Origin of the sequence: Xanthomonas sp. JAI131 (genome assembly GCF_013410075.1) — a bacterium.
Classification (GTDB): domain Bacteria; phylum Pseudomonadota; class Gammaproteobacteria; order Xanthomonadales; family Xanthomonadaceae; genus Xanthomonas_A; species Xanthomonas_A bonasiae.
Genome location: NZ_JACCCN010000004.1, coordinates 240,822 through 262,574, shown reverse-complemented (window position 1 = coordinate 262,574; position 21,753 = coordinate 240,822). Strand labels below are relative to the sequence as shown.

16 protein-coding genes are annotated in these 21,753 nt (G+C 68.7%); all 16 read left to right on the top strand.

Features of this window, described 5'->3' with window-relative positions; all coding sequences use genetic code 11:
- Window positions 1–49 precede the first annotated feature (49 nt).
- The 16 genes from tssH to icmH all read left to right on the top strand — a co-directional run bounded on the left by tssH (window position 50) and on the right by icmH (window position 21,733).
- Window positions 50–2,803: a type VI secretion system ATPase TssH gene (tssH, locus tag HDC36_RS17700; RefSeq protein WP_179569922.1), complete on the top strand. Its 2,754-nt coding sequence runs from the start codon at window positions 50–52 to the stop codon at window positions 2,801–2,803.
- Window positions 2,804–2,870: 67 nt separating this feature from the next.
- A complete protein-coding gene (locus HDC36_RS17695) occupies window positions 2,871–3,989 on the top strand; it encodes a hypothetical protein (protein WP_179569920.1) in 1,119 nt (372 codons plus the stop codon).
- A 291-nt stretch (window positions 3,990–4,280) separates the two neighbouring features.
- Window positions 4,281–5,084, top strand: a complete 804-nt coding sequence (locus HDC36_RS17690; protein ID WP_179569918.1) for a hypothetical protein — start codon at window positions 4,281–4,283, stop codon at window positions 5,082–5,084.
- A gap of 84 nt (window positions 5,085–5,168) precedes the next feature.
- Entirely contained in the window at window positions 5,169–6,062 is an 894-nt protein-coding gene (locus HDC36_RS17685; protein ID WP_179569916.1) for a hypothetical protein, read from the top strand.
- A gap of 168 nt (window positions 6,063–6,230) precedes the next feature.
- A complete protein-coding gene (locus HDC36_RS17680) occupies window positions 6,231–7,211 on the top strand; it encodes a hypothetical protein (RefSeq protein WP_179569914.1) in 981 nt (326 codons plus the stop codon).
- Between the two features lie 655 nt (window positions 7,212–7,866).
- Complete coding sequence (locus HDC36_RS17675; RefSeq protein WP_179569912.1) at window positions 7,867–8,424, top strand: hypothetical protein; 558 nt, start codon at window positions 7,867–7,869, stop codon at window positions 8,422–8,424.
- 126 nt (window positions 8,425–8,550) lie between these two features.
- Entirely contained in the window at window positions 8,551–9,231 is a 681-nt protein-coding gene (locus HDC36_RS17670) for a hypothetical protein (RefSeq protein ID WP_179569910.1), read from the top strand.
- Window positions 9,232–9,320: 89 nt separating this feature from the next.
- Complete coding sequence (locus tag HDC36_RS17665; RefSeq protein WP_179569908.1) at window positions 9,321–9,779, top strand: hypothetical protein; 459 nt, start codon at window positions 9,321–9,323, stop codon at window positions 9,777–9,779.
- A gap of 283 nt (window positions 9,780–10,062) precedes the next feature.
- A complete protein-coding gene (locus HDC36_RS17660) occupies window positions 10,063–12,558 on the top strand; it encodes a serine/threonine-protein kinase (RefSeq protein ID WP_179569906.1) in 2,496 nt (831 codons plus the stop codon).
- A 61-nt stretch (window positions 12,559–12,619) separates the two neighbouring features.
- Window positions 12,620–12,907, top strand: a complete 288-nt coding sequence (locus HDC36_RS17655) for a PAAR domain-containing protein (protein ID WP_179569904.1) — start codon at window positions 12,620–12,622, stop codon at window positions 12,905–12,907.
- A 73-nt stretch (window positions 12,908–12,980) separates the two neighbouring features.
- Complete coding sequence (locus HDC36_RS17650) at window positions 12,981–14,291, top strand: tetratricopeptide repeat protein (RefSeq protein WP_255432823.1); 1,311 nt, start codon at window positions 12,981–12,983, stop codon at window positions 14,289–14,291.
- Window positions 14,292–14,605: 314 nt separating this feature from the next.
- The gene (gene tssI / locus HDC36_RS17645; RefSeq protein ID WP_255432796.1) at window positions 14,606–16,597 is read left to right on the top strand and encodes a type VI secretion system tip protein TssI/VgrG; all 1,992 of its coding nucleotides are present in this window, start codon (window positions 14,606–14,608) and stop codon (window positions 16,595–16,597) included.
- 10 nt (window positions 16,598–16,607) lie between these two features.
- Window positions 16,608–17,144, top strand: a complete 537-nt coding sequence (locus tag HDC36_RS17640) for a hypothetical protein (RefSeq protein WP_179569900.1) — start codon at window positions 16,608–16,610, stop codon at window positions 17,142–17,144.
- A 103-nt stretch (window positions 17,145–17,247) separates the two neighbouring features.
- Window positions 17,248–18,600, top strand: coding sequence for a type VI secretion system-associated FHA domain protein TagH (tagH, locus tag HDC36_RS17635; protein WP_343204358.1), 1,353 nt, complete (start codon window positions 17,248–17,250; stop codon window positions 18,598–18,600).
- A gap of 501 nt (window positions 18,601–19,101) precedes the next feature.
- Entirely contained in the window at window positions 19,102–20,436 is a 1,335-nt protein-coding gene (gene tssK / locus HDC36_RS17630; RefSeq protein WP_179569898.1) for a type VI secretion system baseplate subunit TssK, read from the top strand.
- Between the two features lie 4 nt (window positions 20,437–20,440).
- A complete protein-coding gene (gene icmH / locus HDC36_RS17625; RefSeq protein ID WP_318241383.1) occupies window positions 20,441–21,733 on the top strand; it encodes a type IVB secretion system protein IcmH/DotU in 1,293 nt (430 codons plus the stop codon).
- Window positions 21,734–21,753 lie beyond the last annotated feature (20 nt).

The following is a 21,753-nucleotide window of genomic DNA, read 5'->3' as shown; positions in this document are numbered from 1 at the left end:
CCGCGTTCCACTTTCTCTTCTTTCCGCATTCGCACAAGGAATCACCGTCATGGCCGAGATCAGTCGCAGCGCCTTGTTCGGCAAGCTCAACAAGCTCGCCTACCGCGGCATCGAAAGCGCCACCGTGTTCTGCAAGTTGCGCGGCAACCCGTACGTGGAGCTGGTGCATTGGTTGCACCAGATCCTGCAGCTGCCCGACTCTGACCTGCACCGCATCGTCAAGCGCTTCGAGCTCAATCCGTCGACCCTGGCGCGCGACGTGACCGAGGCGCTGGACCGGCTGCCGCGCGGTGCCGGCGGCGTCACCGACCTGTCCGGCAACGTCGAGGAAGCGGTCGAGCGCGGCTGGGTGTACGCCTCGCTGAGCTTCGGCGAAGCGCAGGTGCGCACCGGCTACCTGGTCGTCGGCGTGCTCAGCGTGCGCACGCTGCGCAATGCGCTGCTCGGCATCTCCAAGGAATTCGAGAAGATCAAGCCGGAAGCGCTGAGCGAGCGCTTCGCCGAGATCGTCGCCGGCTCGCCGGAAGACGGACTGCTGCCCAGCGACGGCTTCCAGTTGGGCCAAGCCGGCGCGCCGGGCGAGGCCAGCGGCGCGATCGCGCCGGCGGCGCTGGGCAAGCAGGAAGCGCTGAAGAAATTCACCACCGACCTGACCGCGCAGGCGCGCGACGGCAAGCTCGACCCGATCATCGGCCGCGACGACGAGATCCGCCAGGTGGTGGACATCCTGATGCGCCGCCGCCAGAACAATCCGATCCTGGTCGGCGAGGCCGGCGTCGGCAAGACCGCGGTGGTCGAGGGCCTGGCCCAGCGCATCGCCCGCGGCGACGTGCCGCCGGCGCTGAAGGAGGTCGAGCTGCGCGCGCTCGATGTGGGCCTGCTGCAGGCCGGTGCCAGCATGAAGGGCGAGTTCGAACAGCGCCTGCGTGCGGTGATCGACGAAGTGCAGGCCAGCGCCAAGCCGATCATCCTGTTCGTCGACGAGACCCACACCCTGGTCGGCGCCGGCGGCGCGGCCGGCACCGGCGATGCGGCCAACCTGCTCAAGCCGGCGCTGGCGCGCGGCACCCTGCGCACGGTCGGCGCCACCACCTGGGCCGAGTACAAGAAGTACATCGAGAAGGACCCGGCGCTGACCCGCCGCTTCCAGGCGGTGCAGGTGGACGAGCCGGACGAGGTCAAGGCGGTGCTGATGATGCGCGGCGTGGCCAGCACCATGGAGCAGCACCACAAGGTGCAGATCCTCGACGAGGCGCTGGAGGCGGCGGTCAAGCTCAGCCACCGCTACATCCCGGCGCGGCAGCTGCCGGACAAGTCGGTGAGCCTGCTCGACACTGCTTGCGCGCGCGTGGCGGTGAGCCTGCACGCCACCCCGGCCGATGTCGACGACAGCCGCCGTCGCATCGAATCGCTGCAGACCGAACGCGGCATCATCGAACGCGAACGCGCGATCGGCATCGTCGTCGACGAACGCGACGTCGCCTGCCGCGCGCTGCTGGACACCGAACAGGCGCGCCTGGCCGCGCTGGAACAGCGTTGGGGCGAGGAGAAGGCGCTGGTCGACGAACTGCTGGCGCTGCGCGCGCAACTGCGCGCCGGCATCGCCCCGATCGAAGGCACCGGCAGCCCGCTGGAGGCGGCGGCGCAATCGCTGGCGCAGCAGGCGCCGGCGCAGCAGATGCAGGAGATCCCCGCGCAGGCGCCGTCGGGCAACGAACGCGACGCGCTGCTGGCGCGGCTGCGCCAGGTGCAGGCGGAACTGAGCGCCGTGCAGGGCGAAAGCCCGCTGATCCTGCCGACCGTGGACTACCAGGCGGTGGCTGCGGTGGTCGCCGACTGGACCGGCATCCCGGTCGGGCGCATGGCGCGCAACGAGATCGACACCGTGCTGCGCCTGCCGCAACTGTTGGCCAAACGCGTGATCGGCCAGGACCACGGCATGGAGATGATCGCCAAGCGCATCCAGACCACCCGCGCCGGCCTGGACAACCCGCACAAGCCGATCGGCGTGTTCATGCTCGCCGGCACCTCCGGCGTCGGCAAGACCGAGACCGCGCTGGCCCTGGCCGAGGCGCTGTACGGCGGCGAGCAGAACCTGATCACCATCAACATGAGCGAGTACCAGGAGGCGCACACGGTGTCCTCGCTCAAGGGCGCGCCTCCCGGCTACGTCGGCTACGGCGAAGGCGGCGTGCTGACCGAGGCGGTGCGGCGCAAGCCGTATTCGGTGGTGCTGCTGGACGAAGTGGAGAAGGCGCACCCGGACGTGCACGAACTGTTCTTCCAGGTGTTCGACAAGGGCGTGATGGAGGACGGCGAAGGCCGCCGCATCGATTTCCGCAACACCTTGATCATCCTCACCACCAACGCCGGCACCGAGCTGATCGCCAGCCTGTGCAAGGACCCGGAGCTGATGCCGGATCCGGAGGGCATGGCCAAGGCCCTGCGCGAGCCGTTGCTGAAGATCTTCCCGCCGGCGCTTTTGGGCCGCCTGGTCACCATCCCGTACTACCCGCTGAGCGACGCGATGCTGGGGCAGATCGTCAAGCTGCAGTTGAACCGGATCAAGCAGCGCGTGGAAGCCCGCTACAAGATCCCGTTCGACTTCGACGAGGACGTGGTGAAGCTGGTGGTCGGCCGTTGCACCGAGAGCGAATCGGGCGGGCGGATGATCGATGCGATTTTGACCAATTCGATGTTGCCGGAGATTTCGCGGGAGTTCTTGAACCGGATGATCGCGGGACAGCCGATCGAGCGCGTGCGCGTGGGGGTGCTGGGCGCGGAGTTCGACTACGCGTTCTGACCGGCCTTCGCGCCGGTGAGCCTGGAATGCTGAACTCTGGTCTGCCTGAACAAATACGGATAACCGCATGAACGAGGCCAACGCAAGGGCGCTGCTGAAAAAGTACGGCATTGCGGAAGCGGCGTGGAAACAGTTCGCCGCGTACAACGATGCCACCGCCGAATTTCTGATAGGCCAGCATGCCAGATTCGCATTCGTGGATACGTTGCAGAATCTCCGCAAGCTCGTCGTCTTTGTCGATCCGGGCCACGCGGTTGGCTTTCCCCAGGGCCTGCTGCTGATCAACCTGAACAGCGTCGCCGGGAAAAGCAGCGTCGATATACTTCCGGCGAATGGGCTGTTGCGGAACCCGATGCTGGCCGCCCAGCTCGCCGATATCATGGTGTACTGGAAAGCGTCCGAGCGGTTGCTGTTGTGCAACTTCGTCCAGGCACGCACGCGCGCGGCGCCTGGGCAGCGTCCAGCGGACATCCTCGTACAAGTGTTGCCCCTGGCCAATGTCATCGGACTGCTGCGCTTCGATATCCTGCACGTACTCGATCGCGTGACCAAGGCCGGCGACCGCTGCACGATCAATGTGCGTGAGGACAACATCGGCACCCTGATTCGCGTGGACAAAGCGTTTCCATCCCGTCAGTTCAGCGGTTTCACGCGGTGGGGGCCCGGTGACGCGGACGACAACAGTGCGGCGACGAATCTGAGCAACCATTTCAAGAAGCATGTCTGCAATTCCAGCGGCCAGTACGCCGTAGAGGCGAAATGGTGGTGGCGTGCGCTGGAGATCAAAGTCAGGCCGTCGGATCTCGAGAATCCTCCCGCTTCGCCGGCAGAGGCTGCCTTCTTCGCCGGTGGCAACCTGGATCCGTCGCGCCTGGATGGCTTCATCGACCAAGTCGTTCGGCCGCGTCCCGCGCTGATCGACAAGCTCTATGGGCAATATGGCACGGCATACCGGGACTACGCCATCAAGCTCAGCAAGGAGTTGAGCGGCGTGGTCGTCGAGGCCAGTGCGGAGAAGGTCATGATCAGCGGCTATGCCGGTCATCTCACCATCTTTGGCCGCTATGACGACTACAACGATCCGGCGAGCGAACTGGGAATTTCAAGCTGCTACTTCGTCGAGCAGAAGAATCGGAACGCGAAGATCACGATGGACAAGCCCAACAAGCTTTGGAATCTGAAGTAGCGAGGCATGGAGCGATGGGCTTGCGCGCTGCGATTGCCGATCGTTGGAAGGCGACGATTCCCGGGTTCTGGGCCGTTGCGGAGCGTCGCGGTTCGGGGCGCCGCGCGCGTCGCCGGCGGTTCCTGGGGCAACGCGATTCGCCCGTGCGCCGCAGTCGCAAAGATGCTGGCGACGTTGTGACGGGGACATCTTCCTTGGAATCGGCACGTTGTCGGTTCCTACATGCACAGCGATTCGGTATCGGCCGCTGAGGGCCGTACTTTCCTCTTGATAGAACGAAGGAAGCCACACGTGAAGGTCCGGAACTGGTGGGTCAAGAAGAAACTGCTGACGTGCGGGCTGGATCCGGCAGCGGAGCTTTCGGTGGCGTCCGAGCTGTTTCCCGACGAGTACGCGCCGGTGGTGTTCATGACCGGCGACGGGCATCGCAATCCGCCTTTCGAGTGGACCAACCGCGGTGTCTGGACCGGGTTCTTCGACGGGATCATGGCGGACAACAAGCTGTGTTGCCACGTGGAGGTGTACGCGGATGCGGTCGCCGCCGATTCCGTGCCGAGGCATCTGCGGCCGGTGTTCATGAACAGGAAGGTCTTCGGGTGGGAGCCGGAGTGCTTCAAGGCCGTCGAAGGAATTCTGATCTCCGTCAATGCGCTTCTGCCCTTCGCGATGGACAGCAAGGAAGTCATGGCCATGTCCGACATCGAGGCGTTGGTGGGTCACATCGATGCGTTTCGGAACAGCCCGGACGCGGGCAGGCACCTGGTCGACGAGCAAACCATGGCGCGCCAGTTCCTGTCGCTGAAGGCCAGCAGGCAAGTGCAGCTCGCTAACGGAAAGCGCGTAGTGGCTACGGCCGGGATGCTCGGGTTCGACAAACTGCTACTGCAATGCAATCGGATTTCGATGCAGCTGCGTACCGTCATGAATGACGTGATGGGACGCAATATCCAGGCGGTGATCGACCGCCATCCGGACCACATGCATCTGATCACCTGCGGCGATGCGCATGTGACCACCAACCCGCTGTACGGCTACATCGAGCCGCCGATCGGGACCTTCGGCATCGCCGACGAGGATCACGGGCGCGGGCTCTGAGGCCGGTCGTACCGGCGACTCGACCATCGCCGCGAGGCAGGGCGCCGGTTCGCCGGCGATTGCGCTTTTCTGGAGAAGAATCGAATGGGCAAACCGCAGCGCAGCAAGGCGAAAGTCGACTATGCCGCCATTGTCGGCAGGTACGACCGCTATTCCTTCGTTTCGCCGAAGAAGCCGAAACGGCAGAAGGTCATCCGCATCAATGCCGCCAACGGGCGCGCGAATGCGGCGCCACCGCTGACCTCGTGGCCGCCGCAAGGCATGCATCGGGATGTGGTCTATTACGGCGACCTGGGCGTTGGTTCGGGTTGGGGGGTCAGAGCGAGCAACGAGGTGTTCCTCCCGTTCGCCTTGCTGGACATTCATCGCCGCACGATCTGGCAGGGCCTGGAGCAGGAGGTCGCCGGCCTGGCCGCCGACGCGCAAGCATGCCAGCATTTCGACGCCATCGCGCAGGACATGCGCGTGCTGCTGGCGAACACGCGCATCACCGAATGCGTGGGCGAAGCGGCTGCGGCGATCTGCGTTCTCGATCTCCATCCTGGCGGCAACATGATCTGGGGCTACCACTTGCATGCCGGCACCGGCATCGACCAGATCTGGGAGTATCCGAAAGGCGGTGGCGTTTCGGATTTCCTGATCGTGGAGGCCAAGGGGCCGGGGGCGGGATTGAATTTTTCGCTCTTCGTTCCGCCCGGCTACAGCCAGATGGAGGAGGGCTGGATCGCCAATCACCTCTGCAGCATGGACCGCAACGGGCATCCGGCCGGACAGCGGATCGTGAACGCGATGGGCTTGCGGTTCATCAACGCGCATCCCAACTACATGGGCGCGAGCAAGAGCTATTACGGCGTGGGGCCGACGAGCAAACACAAGCAGTCGAGGTCGCGCGTGTTCGGGATGGTGGTGACGGCGCAATGGCGCGCCGATGGGCGCCTGGGCTATGTGCAGTCAGGACTCACCCGGCATTTCGTCTGACGCGGACCGACGGGTGCGGACAGGGACCTGGACGAGACGACAGCCATCGTCGCGTCCCATGGCCAGGATGCCGGATCGATTGAAATGGGCCGACGAGCATCGGCATCCCCCAACGGCGATCGTCGATCGCAACGAAAACGAAAGAAGAGGGCGCTGTACATGTTTGGAATGAAGGACTGGAAAGACCGGTGGGACGACACGATCGCCTATCTCAACACGAATTTCCCCGCCGACCGGCTGGGCGATCATATCGATCAGCTCGTTCCCGAGAACAAGAAGAAGGGGATCGCCGGACAGCTGTCGCTCGGCCGGCGCGACGACGGCAAGGACGATCCGCAGTACGCCGGCAACACCAGCCAGCGCAAGGCCTTGCGCGGCCTGTTGCTGTGCCAGCGCGTCTACTACTCGGAGCTGTGGGCCAAGCAATCCGAGGCGGGTCCTGGATTGCACGTCATTCCATTGCCCGGCCTGCTGCAGGCCAATTGGAAGGTCGACAGCCTGGCGCACTGGAGCATCAAGAGCGAAGTGCAGATCCTGTCCGGCATCGGTATGTTCGTGACAGTGCCGGGCGCCACCCGCGACGACCTCAAGAACGCCGCCTTCGCAGGAGCGCCGAACGGCACCAGCCTGCCCGGCAACCTGACGCTTGCGCGGACCGACCTGGCCACGGTCGGGCAAGGCGTCATCTGCTACGTCGGCGTGCAAGGCTGGCTGGTGAAGAGCGGCCTGGTCTCGATGCGCTGGTTCATGCAGAACTCGGCGCCGAACAAGCAGGCCGGCTGCGACCTGCTGTTCGGTGCGGGCAGGGAGGTCTGGCGCGGCAAGATCGGCCCGGGGGACATGGCGCGCCTGGGCCGGATCGCGGCGGACATCGGCCCGGGTTACGTCGTGCACATCTGGAGTCCGGACAACTACAACTGGAACGGGCACTGGGTGGTGACCAATGGCGACGGCACGATCTGCGGCGTCAACAACGGCGAGTTCCTCGCAGGCGAGGCCGAGCGCGGACAGGCGGTGCAGAAGAACTACACCCGCACCAGCACGCTGATGGAACAGTTCCTGTCCTATGGCGGCGAAGGCGCGCATGCGGGCAGGAAGACGGCGGTAATGGCGGTGATCGATCCGCTGCAACTGCCCAATCGCATCTAGGAATACGCATGCCCGCCGATATGCATGGCGGCGGGCATGCGGTTTTGCCGGCGGCGGCACCGGCAAGCCTGAGACGAAGCGTCGGGTCGCCAGCGCCCGGCAGGCGTACGGTCCGAGCTGCGCCATCCATGGAAACGTCTGTGGAAACCGGATGCGCGGCGGATCCGGCAAGACGCCTTCGGCGGCAAGGAGCAATCGCGCCCCTGGCATTGCCCGTCCATGACCAGCGCTTCGCCGGCCGGCCGGCTGCGCAGCGCGCGAGCAGGCGGCTGGCGGCCGATCGACCGGCGGCAAACGGAACCGGTCTCCAAGTCAGGGATGCCATGAACGCCACGAGTCCTCTTTCGCACGAATCCGATGGCGACTGCCGGCCCGGCTCCGGCCGGCGTGGAGATCGTCTGTTCCCGTGTGCGTCGGGGGCGCGCCGGAAGCGACGCCGCCGCGATCGCGCTTCACCACGGCACTTCATCCAGGCGTGCCGCCGTGCCCGTGCGGCACGCCGGCGACGCCGCAGTCAATCGCTGTTGGGGCAATGAATGCAATCCGGGGGGAATCGCTCATTCAGAGCGGGACCCTCCGATCGGTGTTTCTGCCATGCGCGGGGACCAGTCCGGTTCCGTGGCCCGAATCCTTTCCTGGTGTGGAGGTTTGAGCGATGAGTGGTGGCTACAACAGCGCGTTCCTCACCGCCATGCGCGGCAATGCGACGCAGATCGCCTATCTGCGCAACAACGTCTTCGCCAGCCAGCCGCACATCGTTGCGGGGGTAGGCCAGCAATTGGTCAACCTCATGGCCGGCAATAGCGGGATCGAGGTCCACACCGCTGGCAACCACAGAAGTTTCTTCTCGCACGCGTTCATGGCGCACTGGCTGCCGAACAACCCCAAAGCCGCGCCGGCCATCACGCTCGGCACGGTCGGGGCGGACATCTTCTTCACGCCCGCGCTCACCGGGTGCGTACTGGAGATCAATGGCAGCACGGTGACACACCACGATGCCGGTTCCACGACGCGCGATACCGCGGCACAGCTAGCGGCCGGCGGCGGAATCGGCCACCGCTGCTGGCACAACGACGCCATCGCTCCAGGCTTCTACGCATCGGTGGTGATCGGGGTGCGGCGCAATGGGGTGTGGGAGTTCTATCAGCAAAGCTACAACCCTGGCAGCGGCATGACCACGCCGCTGCCGGCCAATCAGGTGACCCAGATCTGACCGTGGCCAGCGCGCCGGTCGGCGCTGGCGGCGAATCCGGCCATGCGCTGCAGGTGGTCGCGCGCAGCGCTCGGTGGGCCATGCCCATCGCGCGGCAGACGACGGCTTCCCGCCCTGTCGGGAGGTGTGTTTTTCCAGGAGGTGAATATGCCGAAGACACAATGGAACCAGGTCGCCACCGCCGCCGAGAACCGGCGCGGGGCAGCGCAGCAGGATGCGTGGAACACAGCGCCGCGCTCGCTGGGCGGCGCCATGTGCAACATCACCAAGATCGCCAGCAACGTCCACATCAAGAACATCGTCGGCACGTACGGATCGCAGCAGACCTTCGCGATCGGCTTCGTCCGCTCCACCAGCGGTTTCGACCTGGTGGTGTCGTTGAAGGGCGTCACCGACGACGTCATCGGCTGGGTGAAAGGCATGAAAGCCATGCTGTTGCCACAGGCGGACATCCACGATGTCGGCACGGTGCAGACCGGGTTGCATGCCGAAATGGCGATCGTGCGCTTCTGCGTGCACGACCTGGGTATCGCCAAGGCCGAGCTGGGCGGGGCGCTGCAGGTGGTGTGCGTCGGCAAGAAGGTCTGCCGGGACTGCGCCGGCTGGATGAACCAGCATGGCATCGGCCACTGTGCGGTGGTGAACGGCGACAACGGGGGAGAGGTCAAGTTCGCGGCGGGCAAGGTCTCGACCATGGGCGGCGGCATCTGGAAGAACCCGCTCACCTTGGGCACCTACTCCGGCGGCAACGATCTCAATCACTACTCGAAGGACGGCAAGACCATCAACCGGCCGCTGGGCTGGTGAGCCAGGCCCGTGCGGGCAATGGGCGCCGGGTAATGCCCGGATCCGCGTTCGCGAACGACGGTTCGCCATCAAAACCAAGGAGTCACGAGATGCCAGTCCTGATCAAGGTTCCCTACGACATCAACAGCGCCAACGGCGTGGTCCAGGCCTGCCTGAGGAAGAAGCGCGAAGTCGTCCAGTCGAAGGACGACGGAGGCATCACCGGTATCGGCGCGGGCTCGTGCTGTTCCTTCGTGTCGTACATGACGAACGGAGGAGACGTCGACAACGTGTTCGGCAACAGCCGCATCCGCATCCCGTTCAAGGTCAATGGGATCGAGATCGCGAACGCGTGCGCGCATGGCGAACTCACCGCCCTGTGGAACGCGATCGCCGACGAGCCTTCCATTCCCACGATACTGGCGATGTACATCGAGATGTCGCCTTGCACGAAATGCCAGAGCGCGCTGGACAACCTGCTGCAGCCCGGGCAGGAAATCTACTACTCCTTCGACCATCCGGGCGAGGTCAAGGCTTGGCAGACCGCGGCCAAGCATCTGTGTGCATGACCCCGGCGGCCAGGGAGCGAGGATCGCGGCAGGGCGGCTTGCGGGACGCGGTTTGAGCTAGGCGTCGCGTCGCCGGGGATCCCGCGGGGAATGTGAGTCCTGTCACCGTTTATGCGCGATACTTGGCGGACTCTCCCCGCTTCCGCCGGCTGGCCATGCCCGACGCCCCAATCAGTCCGCTTTCGCCAGCCGGCCGGGGTCGCCTGGCGATGCGCGTGCCGCGCCGTGCGGGACATGGCGCAGGCACGGCCTCGCTCGGCCCCATGCAGCGGATCGCGCGCCCATGCCGCTGAACCCCGCCACCTGGCAGCGCCTGCAGGCGCTGTTCCATCAGGCCTGCGCGCTGCCGGAATCGCAGCGTGCGGCCTTCGCGCAGGCGCAGGCCGGCGACGACCCGGCATTGCTGCACGAGTTGCTCGGCCTGCTCGAGGCCGACCTGCGCGCCACCGAGTTGCCGCGCCCGGGCCTGCTCGGCACCTTGCTCGGCGGCGACGGCAACGCCGCCGAGCTGCCGCCCGGGACCCGTTTCGGCCCGTGGGCGATCGACCGGCTGATCGGCCGCGGCGGCATGGGCCAGGTCTATCTGGGGCATCGCGCCGATGGCGCCTACGCGCGCGAGGTGGCGATCAAGCTGATCGCCGCGACGGGGCTGGATGCGCAGCAGCGGGCGGTGTTCGAGTTCGAATGCCGCCTGCTGGCGCAGATGCAGCATCCGGCGATCGCGCAGATCCACGATGCCGGCACCGATGCGCAGGGGCGGCCGTATCTGGTGATGGAGTACATCCGCGGCGAGCCGCTGACCCGCTGGTGCGCGCAGCACGGGTTGTCGCTGCGCGCGCGGGTGGAGCTGCTGGTGCGGGTCGGCGAGGGCGTGCAGCACGCGCACCAGAAGGGCGTGATCCATCGCGATCTCAAGCCGAACAACGTGCTGGTCGGCGAGGTCGACGGGCGCCCGGCGCCGAGCATCATCGACTTCGGCATCGCGGTGGAAACCGCGCAGCCCTCGCGCAATCCGGCCGGCGCCAGCGGCACGCCCGGCTACATGAGTCCGGAGCAGGCGCAGGGCGACGATGGCGGGGTGGATGCGCGCAGCGATGTGTATTCGCTGGGCGCGCTGCTCTACGAGCTGATCTGCGGGGTACGCCCGGAGCTGTTCGAGGCGGGCGTGCCGGAAGCGCCCTCGCGCTGGATCCAGGCGCAGCCGCTGCCGCAGCAGCGCGAGCTGGCGCAACAACGCGGGGTGTCGCTGGCGCAGTTGCTGCGCGGACTGCACGACGGCCTGGACGCGATCGTGCTGCAGGCGATGGCGCCGGATCGTGCGGCGCGTTACGCGTCGGTGTCCTCGTTGCTCGACGACCTGCGTCGCTGGCTCGGCGACTATCCGCCGCGCGCGCTGCCCCGCTCTTTGCGCCGCGACGCGCGCAAGTTCGTACAGCGCAACCGCGGTGCGGTGTTGGCCTCGCTGCTGGTGTTGACCGCGTTGTTCGGCGGGCTGGCCAGCACGCTGTGGTCGTTGCGCAATGCGCAGCGCGAGGCGCAGCGGGCGCAGGTGACGGCGGACTTCCTTGGCTCGCTGCTGTCCAGCGTTGATCCGTCGGTCGCCCAGGACAAGGACAAGACCCTGCTGTTGCAGGTGATGGACCAGGCCTCGCAGCGCGCCACGCGCGAACTGGCAAGCCAGCCGCAGGCCCTGGTGGAGGTGGAACTGACCATCGGCACCAGTCTGATCGCGCTGGGCGAGTACAAGCGCGCGGTGACCCAGCTCGAGGCGGCGCGGCGCCATGCACAGGCGCACTCGGGCGCCTACAGCGAAGACGAGCTGCAGATCATGCGGCTGCTCGGCGAGGCGCTGGTGAACGTGGGCGCGCCGAAGCGCGCGGAAGCCATCCTGCGCGAGGGCATCGCGCAGGTGCGCCTGCGCCTTGGCGCCGACGCGTCGCTGGGTTACGACATGCAGTCGCGGCTGAGTTGGGCGCTGCGCGCGCAGGGCGAGGCCAAGGCGGCGTTGCGCGAGAGCCGGCAGGCCTACACGGGCATCCTGCGGGTATTGCCGGCCGACGACCAGAGCGTGCTGAGCGCGGGCGATCGCTACGCCGCCACGCTGGCCGACGGCGGCGACTACGACCAGGCGATCGCCCTGATCCGTGACCTGATCGCGCGCCGTAGCGCGCGCCTGGGTGCGGACCATCCCCTGACCCTGTCGATGCGCAACAGCCTGGCGGTCTATCTGCTGATGAAGCGCGACTACCCCGCCGCCGAGCGCGAACTGAGGGCCTTGCAGCCGATCATGATCCGCCTGTACGGGGAGAACGGCTGGGATACCCAGATGATCTACAACAACCTGGCCGGGGCGCTGCGCCAGCAGGGCAAGGTCGCCGAATCCGGACCCTACTACCGCAAGGCGCTGGACAGTGCGCGCGCGCGCTACCCCGAGGACCATCCCACCACCATCATGGCGCGCACCAACCATGCGTTCTGGTTGCTCGACGACGGCCAGGCGCAGGCCGCCGCCGCCGAGCAGCGGGCGGCCCTGGCCGATGCCGAGCGTGTCCTCGGCGACAAGCACGAGGTGACCGCGGAAATCCTGCGCGGCCTAGCCGAGGCGGAGATCGCCCTGGGGCAGCGCGCACAGGCGCGCGCGCATGCCGAACGCACGCGCGACATCCTGGTCGGGCTGTACGGCGATGCGCCCGGGCCGCTGGCGCAGGTGCGCGAGACGCTGGCCAAGCTGGACGCGCCGGATGCGCCGCGCTCGGCAGTGGTGGCTGAGACGAAATGACGGGTCGCGCGCCGCCGCGCGCGCCAAGCTGGACGCCTGGCCACTGCGCTATCGGCTCCGCATGCAACCTGCCGCCCGCCTCACCGATCTGCACGTCTGCCCGATGGTCACCGGCGTGGTGCCGCACGTGGGTGGGCCGATCACGGCGCCCGGTGCGCCGGCGGTGCTGATCGGCGGGCTGCCGGCGGCGCGGATCGGCGACATGGCGGTGTGCGTGGGGCCGCCGGACAGCATCGTGTCCGGCGCACCGACCGTGCTGATCGCGGGCATGCCTGCGGCGCGGCTGGGCGACAGCACCGCGCACGGCGGGGCGATCGTGCTGGGGTGTTTCACCGTCTTGATCGGATAAGGGGAGCGGGGCGATGCAGCAGGCGGGGGCCGCGCTGGCGCGGCATGGGGAAGCGGAAGCGGTGGCGGTCGGCATGGGGATGCCGGCCGCGCCGATGCTGGCGCAGACGATCGCCCTGCACCAGGCGGGGAACCTGGACGCGGCCGAGCGCGGCTATCGCGACCTGCTTGCGCAGCAGTCCGCGCACGCCGACGCGCTGCACTTCCTCGGCGTGCTGTGCCACCAGCGCGGGCGCAGCGACGAAGCGCTGCAACTGATCGAGCGTGCACTGACGTTGATCCCCACCTATCCGGATGCGCACAACAACCTCGGCAACGTGCACAAGGAATGCGCGCGCCTGGCCGAGGCCGAAGCCTGCTACCGCCGCGCGCTGGCCTGCGCGCCGTCGCACCACAACGCGCTGAGCAACCTGGCGGTGGTGCTGGAAGCGCAGGCGCGGCTGGACGAGGCCTTCCTGGCCTATGCGCAGTTGCTGCAGCAAGTGCCCGGGTTCGCCCATGGCCACTACCTGCTCGGCCTCTTTCTGCGCAACCACGCGCAGCAGCATGAGCACCTGGAACAATCGGCCGAGTGCTTCCGCACCGCGTGGCAGCTGGACCCGACCAACCTGCGCGCGTTGGAGGCGCTCGGCACCGCCTGGTATCTGCTCGGCCGCCATGACGAAGCGGTGGCGGTGTATCGCGACTGGCTGGCGCGCGATCCGCACAATGCGGTGGCGCGGCACATGCTGGCCGCCTGTGGCGGCAGCGCCGCGCCGCCGCGCGCCGACGATGCCTACGTGCGCGAAGTGTTCGACGGCTTCGCCGAGAGCTTCGACGAGCAACTGCTGAACAATCTCGAGTACCGCGCGCCACAGCTGCTGGCCACGGAACTGGCGCAGGTGCTGCATGCGCCGAGCGCCGCGCTGGACGTGCTCGATGCCGGCTGCGGCACCGGCCTGTGTGCGCCGCTGCTGCGGCCGCATGCGCGGCGGCTGGCCGGCGTGGACCTGTCCGGCGGCATGATCGACAAGGCGCGTCAGCGCGGCGGCTACGACGCGCTGGTGGTCGGCGAACTGACCGCGTATCTGCAGGCGCAGCCGCAGGCGTGGGACGTGGTGGTCTCGGCCGACACGCTGGTGTACTTCGGCGACCTGCGCGAGGTCTGCGCGGCCGCGCACGCGGCACTGCGCCGCGACGGCTGGCTGGCCTTCACCGTGGAAGCGCTGGACGCCGCGGACGATCGGGTGCAGCTCGGCGCGAGCGGGCGCTACCGGCACAGCCGCGCGCACGTGCAGGCCGCGCTGGCGCAGGCCGGTTTCGCCCGGGTGCAACTGCGCGCCGACCAGCTGCGCAAGGAAGGCGGCGCGCCGGTGCAGGGCTGGGTGGTGCTGGCACGCCGCTAGCGCGATGTGGCGCCGGTACGGGGCACACTTTCGCTGGTTGGCGCGACCGGATTCGTACAGCGGGCGGATGCCGCGCACCACTCGGCGGCGTCGCCAGGCATCGCGGTAGACAGCGCGATGCGCTCCCGCCGACGGCTGCAGCGCTGAGACGAAATGTCGGCTTTCGCGGCGGACGCCGTGTGAGTATCGCCTTGCCGGCAGCGCACGGGGCGGCGTTCGGGCCAGTGCAGGCGTTGCGCGCCCCACCGCGAACACCGCTCGCGAGCGCCGGCCAACGTCCGCATTGCGCGGCGCTCGACTTCCCGGACACCACGATGCCCACGCCGATGATGACGCTGCACTCCGACCTTGGCGATGCGCTGCTGTTCTGGCGCATGCAGGCGACGGAAGCGTTGGGCGAGCTGTTCGAGTACCGCCTGACCGCGCTCAGCACGCAGCCGCGGCCGGACCTGCGTGCGCTGCTCGGCACCTCGATGGCGGTACAGCTGAGGGCAGGCGAAGGCGATGTGCGCTGGTACCACGGCATCGTCGCGCACGTCGCGCAGACCGGCTTCCATGTCGTCGACAGGCTCAGCTACGCGGTGCTGGAGGTGACCCTGGTGCCCAAGCCGTGGCTGCTGACCCAGCGCCGCGACTGCCGCATCTTCACCGCGCAGAGCGTGCCGGAGATCGTGCGCGCCGTGCTCGACGGCATCGGCTACGGCGATGTGACCCTGAGCCTGAGCGGCACCTATCCCAAGCGCGACTATTGCGTGCAGTACCGCGAGGACGATTTCAATTTCATCAGCCGCCTGCTCGAGCAGGAAGGCATCTATTACTTCTTCACCCACAGCCAGACCACGCACACGCTGGTGCTGGCCGATGCGCTGGGCGCGCACGCCAGCAGCAGCGGTTTCGAGGCCCTGCCGTACGTGCCGCCAGGGCAGCATGCCAACGGGATGGGCGCCACCATCAGCCAATGGCAGCTGGCGCGCCGCGTGCACACCAGCGCGCAGCAGCTCACCGACTACGATCCGTTGCGCCCGCGTGCGTCGCTGGCGGTGGACGAGGACATCGGCCACGGCGGCGATCTGCATCCGGTCAGCGGCTTGACCGCCTTCGACTACCCCGGCGCGCATGTGCTGGTCGCCGATGGCAAGCGCTACGCGCAGGTGCGTGCGGAAGCGCACAACGTGCAGCGTTCGCGCTATCGCGGCGACAGCGACGCGGTGGGGTTGCGGGTGGGCGCGCTGTTCTCGCTGAAGGCGTTCCCGCGCCCGGAATGGAACCAGGAATACCTGGTGATCGGCGCGCAGACCGCGCTGGAAACGCCAGGCTACGCCTCCGGCGAAGGCAGCGGCGCGGCGCCGTTCGCGTGCCGCTTCGAGGCGATCGAGAGCAAGCTGCCGTTCCGCAACGCGGCGCGGGCGCGGCAGCCGCTGATCGCCGGCCTGCAGACCGCGGTGGTGACCGGCAGCGACACCGACGAGGACATCGTGGTCGACCAGTACGGGCGCATCCAGGTCACCTTCCACTGGAACACGTCGGCACGCGACGGCAGCAAGCCGTCGTGCCCGGTGCGGGTGGCCTCGTCGTGGGCCGGCAAGGGCTGGGGCGCGATGAGCCTGCCGCGGGTCGGGCAGGAAGTGGTGGTCAGCTTCCTGGAAGGCGACCCGGACCGCCCGCTGGTGATCGGCAGCGTCTACAACGCCGATCACATGCCGCCGTTCGCGCTGCCGGACAACAAGACCCAGAGCGGGGTGCGCAGCCGCAGCGCCGGCGGCGGCGCCGCCGACTTCAACGAGATCCGCTTCGAGGACAAGCTCGGCAGCGAGGAACTGTTCGTGCATGCGCAGAAGGACCTGCGCGAGGAAGTGGAGCACGACCACTTCGCCACCGTCGACAACGACCAGACCAGCACCGTCAAGCACGACCGCAAGCACAAGGTCGACAACGACGAGACGCTGGACGTCGGCAACAACGCCACGCACGCGATCGGACAGAAGTTCAAGCTCAGTGCGGGCAGCGAGATCGAACTGGTCACCGGCGCGTCGAGCATCGTGATGAAGAGCAGCGGCGAAATCGAGATCAAGGGCGTGACCATCACCGTCACCGGCAACAACGCGGTGAACGTGGAAGGCAAGGTGCAGGTGGCGATCAAGGGCGGGGCGACCGTGGACATGGGCGCCGGCGCCAGCGTCAAGGTGCACTCGGACGCGATGCTGGCGCTGGAGGGCGGGGCGATGGGCACGCTGAAGGCGCCGATGCTCAGCCTCAAGGCCGACGCGCTGCACCAGATCGGCGGCGCGCTGATCATGATCGGTTGAGGGCACGGCGATGAATGCGATCGAGAAGGCCTGCGTGGACATGGAGCTGTCGGCGCCGGCGCGCGCGCAGCTGGACACCGCGCAGCCGGCGCAGGCCGCGGTGCGCGTGCTGCTCGACGGCGGCCAGCCGCAGGATGCGCTGAAGCTGCTGGCGCGGTTGCTGCCCAAGCGCTACGTGGTCGCCTGGCTGTGCCAGTGCGCGCGCGGCGAAGCCTTGTCGCCGGAAGACCGCGCCGGCGCGGCGCTGGCGGAGAAATGGGTACGCGAGCCGAACGAAGCCAATCGCCGCGCCGCGTCTGCCTTCGCCCAGGCCGGCGGCTATGCCTCGCTGGGCGCGTGGCTGGCGGCGGCGGTGGCCTGGTCAGGCGGCAGCCTGGCGCCGCCGACCCAGGACACGCCGGTACCGCCGGCCGAGCACCTGACCGCGCGCGCGGCGGTGGCGGCGATCAACCTGCTCGCCGCGCAGCAACCGGCGCAGTTCGAGGCGCGCCGCCATGGCTATGCGCTGCACGCGCTGGAATTGCTGGCCGGCGGAGCGGCGGCATGAGCGCGGTCATGCCGCGCCGCCGCGCGCACGCGGCAATGCCGCGCCGATCCGTACCAGCGTGTCCGCGGCCGCGCCGCGCCACCCGATCCGAAGGAAGCGCCACGTGTCCCTACCATCCAAACTGACTCTCACCGTCGCCGGCCAGGCCGCCGCCCAGTTCGGCGCGCGCGCGCAGATGGCGTTCGCGCAGCGCGGCGGCAGCATCGGCCGCGCCGACGACAGCGACTGGGTGCTGGCGGCACCCGGCGTGTCGCGCACGCATGCAGTGGTGCGCTATCTCAACGGCATGTATTTCATCGAGGACCGCAGCACCAACGGCATGCTGCTCAACGGCGCCGCGCTGCAACGCGGCGACCCGGCCGCGCTCGGCGACGGCGACCGCCTGCAGATGGACAGCTTCGAGATCCAGGTGCAGCTGAAGGCCGAAGCGCCCGCCGCCCCGCCGCCGCCCGCCGTAGTAGTGCCGGACGACGCGTCGGACCTGACCCAGGTGGTGCCGGCGCCGCTGCCGCCGCACCCAGCCAGCAGTGCACCCGGCGCCGCCGGCGCGTTCGATTTCGACTTCGGCCTGCCGGGATTCGGCAGCGCTGCCGCGCCCGCGGGCGGCGCCTACGACGATGCGCTGCTCGGCGATCTCGGCGTGCCGGGCGCGGCCGGCGAACTGGACCCGCTGCGCCTGCTCGATCCGCTGCCGGCACCGCCGGTGCCGCCGCAGCCGACGCACAGCTGGAACCACAGCGATGCGGGCCACGACCATTTCCGCGTTCCCGCGCCGCCCACAGCGGCCGCGTCGCGCGGCTTCGAATTGCCGGAAAACTGGGATCTGACCATCGGCGATTTCGCGCCGGCGCCGCCGCCGCTGGCGAGCGCCGCGACCATGCCTGCCGCACCTCCACCGTTCGCGGCGCAGGCCGCGCCATCCGCGCAGATGCCGGACGACGTGGCGCGGATCTTCGAGATCGTCGTCGATGGGGTGATGGAGGTGCTGCGCGCGCGCGCCGAGATCAAGAACACCTTCCGCCTGCCGGTGACGGTGATCCAGCGTTCGGAGAACAACCCGCTGAAGTTCGCCGCCACGCCCGAGGACGCGCTGCAGAAGCTGCTGGCGCCGCCGAGTCCGGCGTTCCTGTCCGGCGTGGCCGCGTTCGACGATGCGTTCGACGACATCCGCTGCCATCAGATGGCGATGCTGGCCGGCATGCGCGCCGCGTTCGAATCGATGCTGTTCCACTTCAGCCCCGACCGGCTGGAGCAGGAGGTGGACGCCAGCGGCAAACGCCTGGCGTTCGCCGGCAAGGGCCGCTACTGGGAACGCTACCGCGACAACTTCCAGGCCCTGGCCAAGGACCCGGACGAATGCTTCCGGCGCCTGTTCGGCGACGAGTTCGCCCGCGCCTACGAGGCGCAACTGGCGCGGCTGAAGTCGGCGCGGCGCGCGGGGAAGTCTCCCCTGTAGGAGCGGCTTCAGCCGCGACAGGGAGTGTCCGCAGCACGTGTCGCGGCTGAAGCCGCTCCTGCAAAAAGCCGCCGTGGCGGCAGCTACAGGAACGTACGCACGGCGCATGCCGCCGGCGCCGTGGTGCAGGTGGCCTGCAGGGCGTCGGCCGTGGCATCGGCGATATGCGGCAGCGGCAACGCACCGCGTCGGCGCCGCGGTGCATGTCGGCGCACGACACCAGGACATCGGCGGCGCCGGTCTGCAATGCGCGCGCTGCGGTCGGCATCGTTGCGTAAACGATCTTCTCGAGCGCAGCGCAGCGCCGCGGCGTCCCCACCGCCCTGAGACGAATTGTCGGGTAGCCGGCATCCGCGCTGGCCACACTGCATCCCGCCAGCCTGGACTGCGCGCGCCGCGCGCCGCGTCCGGGCCGTCGGCAAGGGGATCGCACATTGGGGTCGGCTGCTGCGTCCAACGCCGCGGCCGCATCGCCATCGACAGCAGCGGACACGGCGGATCATGCACAACAACAAGGTCGTCTGGAGCGAGGGGCTGTTTCTGCGCCCCCAGCATCTGCAGCAGCAGGAGCGCTACCTGGAGCGCTACGTGGAGCTGCGCGCCGGCGGCCTGCATCCCCATGCCTGGGGCTTCTCCGAACTGGAACTGGAAACCGATCTGCTGGCGATCGGCAAGCTCGGCATCCGCCGCGCGCGCGGGGTGTTTCCCGACGGCACCCCGTTCGCGATGCCGGGCGACGATCCGCTGCCGCCGGCGCTGGACGTGGAGCCGAACTGGCGCGACCAGACCGTGTACCTGACCCTGCCGCTGCGCGCGGCGGCGCAGGCCGACGTGGGCCGCGCCGAGGCGCCGCCGGACCAACTGTTCCGCTACCGGGTGCGCGAGACCGAAGTCGACGACGCCTCCGGCAGCATGCAGGGCGCGGTGCTGATGGAAGTGGGCGGGATGAGCACGCGCCTGCTGCCGCAGTCGCAGCCGCTGGACGGGCTGACCCGGATGCCGCTGGCGCGCATCGTCGAATCGCGTGCCGATCGCCAGGTGACGCTGGACGAGGCGTTCGTGCCGACCGCGCTGGCCTGCCAGGCCGCGCCGCGGCTGGCCACGTTCCTGGTCGAGTTGCTCGGCCTGCTGCACCAGCGCGGCGAAGCGCTGGCCGCGCGGGTGTCGGTCGGCGACCGCGGCGGCGCGGCGGAAATCGCCGATTTCCTGCTGCTGCAGGTGGTCAACCGGTGGCAGCCGCTGGTCGCGCACTGGACGTCGGCGCCGCTGCTGCATCCGCAGGATCTGTATGCGGCGCTGATCGCGCTGGCCGGCGAACTGAGCACCTTCACCACGCCGGGCAAGCGCCCGCCGGCATGGCCGGCGTATCGCCACGACGCGCTGCAGCCGAGCTTCGAGCCGGTGATCGCCAGCCTGCGCGGCAGCCTCAGCGCGGTGCTCGAACAGACCGCGCTGCCGATCCCGGTGCAGGCGCGCAAGTTCGGCGTGTGGGTGGCGATGGTGCCGGATGCGGCCTTGTTCGACAGCGCCGCGTTCGTGCTCGCGGCCAAGGCCGACGTGCCCGCCGAAGAGTTGCGCCGGCAATTGCCGCTGCAGGCCAAGATCGGCCCGGTGGAGAAGATCCGCGACCTGGTCAATCTGCAGCTGCCCGGTATCGCGGCGATGCCGATGCCGGTGGCGCCGCGGCAGATTCCGTACCACGCCGGTTACCTGTATTTCGAATTCGACAAGCAGTCGCCGCTGTGGCGCACGTTGAAGGGCTCCGGCGGCATCGCGTTCCACTTCGGCAGCGAGTTCGCCGGGCTGGACCTGCAGCTGTGGGCGATCCGGAGCTGAGCGCATGAATGCACGACCGCCTGTCGATCCGTTGAGCGATGCCACCGTCATGCGCCCGCAGCGCGGCGCCGCGCCGTTCGCCACGCCAACGGGCGCGGCGGCGGCCGCTGCCGGCGATGCCGACATCAGCGAATTCCTCGGCCGCAGCGTCAATCCGCTGGTGCAGGCGGCCAGTCCGCTGTTGCTGCTGGCGGTGCAACTGCGCCACAGCGTGGCGTTGCCGGACGTGGCCCGCCTGCGCGAGCAGGTGACCGCGCAGGTGCGGCGCTTCGAGCAGCGCGCGCGCGACGGTGGCGCGGCGCCGGAAGCGGTGACCGCGGCGCGCTACGTGCTGTGCGCGATGCTCGACGAGGCGGTGCTCAATGCGCCGTGGGGCGAGCACAGCGGCTGGTCGCAGAAGACCTTGCTGGTGGTGTTCCATGGCGAGTCCTACGGCGGCGCCAAGTTCTTCCAGATCCTCGAACGCCTGTGCGCGGACGTGCCGCGCCACGTCGACCTGATCGAGCTGATGTACCTGTGCCTGGCGCTGGGCTTCTGCGGCCGCTACCAGATCGAGGCCGGCGGCCGCGCCAGGTTGGCGGAGATCCAGGACGACCTGTACCGGCGCATCCGTGCCCAGCGCGGCGCCGCGGCGGACACGCTGGCGCCGCATTGGCAGGGCGTGGACGACCGTCGCCGGCGCCTGGCGCGCTACCTGCCGCTGTGGGTGGCCGCGTTGGGCATGGCCTGCATCGTGCTGCTGGCGTTCGCGTGGTTCAACGCGCGGCTCAATGCGCTGTCGGCGCCGATCAGCGCCGCCGCCGCGCAGATCGGCCTGCAGCGCGGCACGCCGCCGGACGCGCTGCGGCCGCCGCCGCCGCGGGTCACGCTCAAGCAGCTGCTGGCGCCGCAGGAGCGCGCCGGCCTGCTCGTCGTCGAAGAACAGGCCAACGGCCAGGCGCGGGTGCGGCTCAACGCCAACGCGATGTTCGCCTCCGGCGGGGTCGAGGTCGATCCGGACCAGCTGCCGCTGCTGGGCAAGATCGCCGCGGCGCTGGAACAACTGCCGGGGCGGGTGATCGTGGTCGGGCATACCGACGACCAGCCGCTGCGTTCGCTGCGCTTCAAGGACAACTACGCGCTGTCGGCGGCGCGTGCCGAGGCGGTGGCGCAGTTGCTGGGGCAACGCCTGTCGGTGCCGGGGCGGATCGAATCGGCCGGCGCCGGCGATTCGCAGCCGGTGGCCGTGCCGCCGGACCTGGCGGCCAACCGGACGCGCAACCGCCGCGTCGAAATCCTGTTCCAACCGGGGGAGTGAGCGCCGTGGGCAAGCTGCTG

Excerpts from the sequence above, each read along its gene's own strand:
- tssH (WP_179569922.1), top strand. The coding sequence starts at position 50 with ATGGCCGAGATCAGTCGCAGCGCCTTGTTCGGCAAGCTCAACAAGCTC.
- HDC36_RS17695 (WP_179569920.1), top strand. The coding sequence starts at position 2,871 with ATGAACGAGGCCAACGCAAGGGCGCTGCTGAAAAAGTACGGCATTGCG.
- HDC36_RS17685 (WP_179569916.1), top strand. The coding sequence starts at position 5,169 with ATGGGCAAACCGCAGCGCAGCAAGGCGAAAGTCGACTATGCCGCCATT.
- HDC36_RS17680 (WP_179569914.1), top strand. The coding sequence starts at position 6,231 with ATGAAGGACTGGAAAGACCGGTGGGACGACACGATCGCCTATCTCAAC.
- HDC36_RS17675 (WP_179569912.1), top strand. The coding sequence starts at position 7,867 with ATGAGTGGTGGCTACAACAGCGCGTTCCTCACCGCCATGCGCGGCAAT.
- HDC36_RS17665 (WP_179569908.1), top strand. The coding sequence starts at position 9,321 with ATGCCAGTCCTGATCAAGGTTCCCTACGACATCAACAGCGCCAACGGC.
- HDC36_RS17660 (WP_179569906.1), top strand. The coding sequence starts at position 10,063 with ATGCCGCTGAACCCCGCCACCTGGCAGCGCCTGCAGGCGCTGTTCCAT.
- HDC36_RS17655 (WP_179569904.1), top strand. The coding sequence starts at position 12,620 with ATGCAACCTGCCGCCCGCCTCACCGATCTGCACGTCTGCCCGATGGTC.
- HDC36_RS17650 (WP_255432823.1), top strand. The coding sequence starts at position 12,981 with ATGGGGATGCCGGCCGCGCCGATGCTGGCGCAGACGATCGCCCTGCAC.
- tssI (WP_255432796.1), top strand. The coding sequence starts at position 14,606 with ATGCCCACGCCGATGATGACGCTGCACTCCGACCTTGGCGATGCGCTG.
- HDC36_RS17640 (WP_179569900.1), top strand. The coding sequence starts at position 16,608 with ATGAATGCGATCGAGAAGGCCTGCGTGGACATGGAGCTGTCGGCGCCG.
- tssK (WP_179569898.1), top strand. The coding sequence starts at position 19,102 with ATGCACAACAACAAGGTCGTCTGGAGCGAGGGGCTGTTTCTGCGCCCC.
- icmH (WP_318241383.1), top strand. The coding sequence starts at position 20,441 with ATGAATGCACGACCGCCTGTCGATCCGTTGAGCGATGCCACCGTCATG.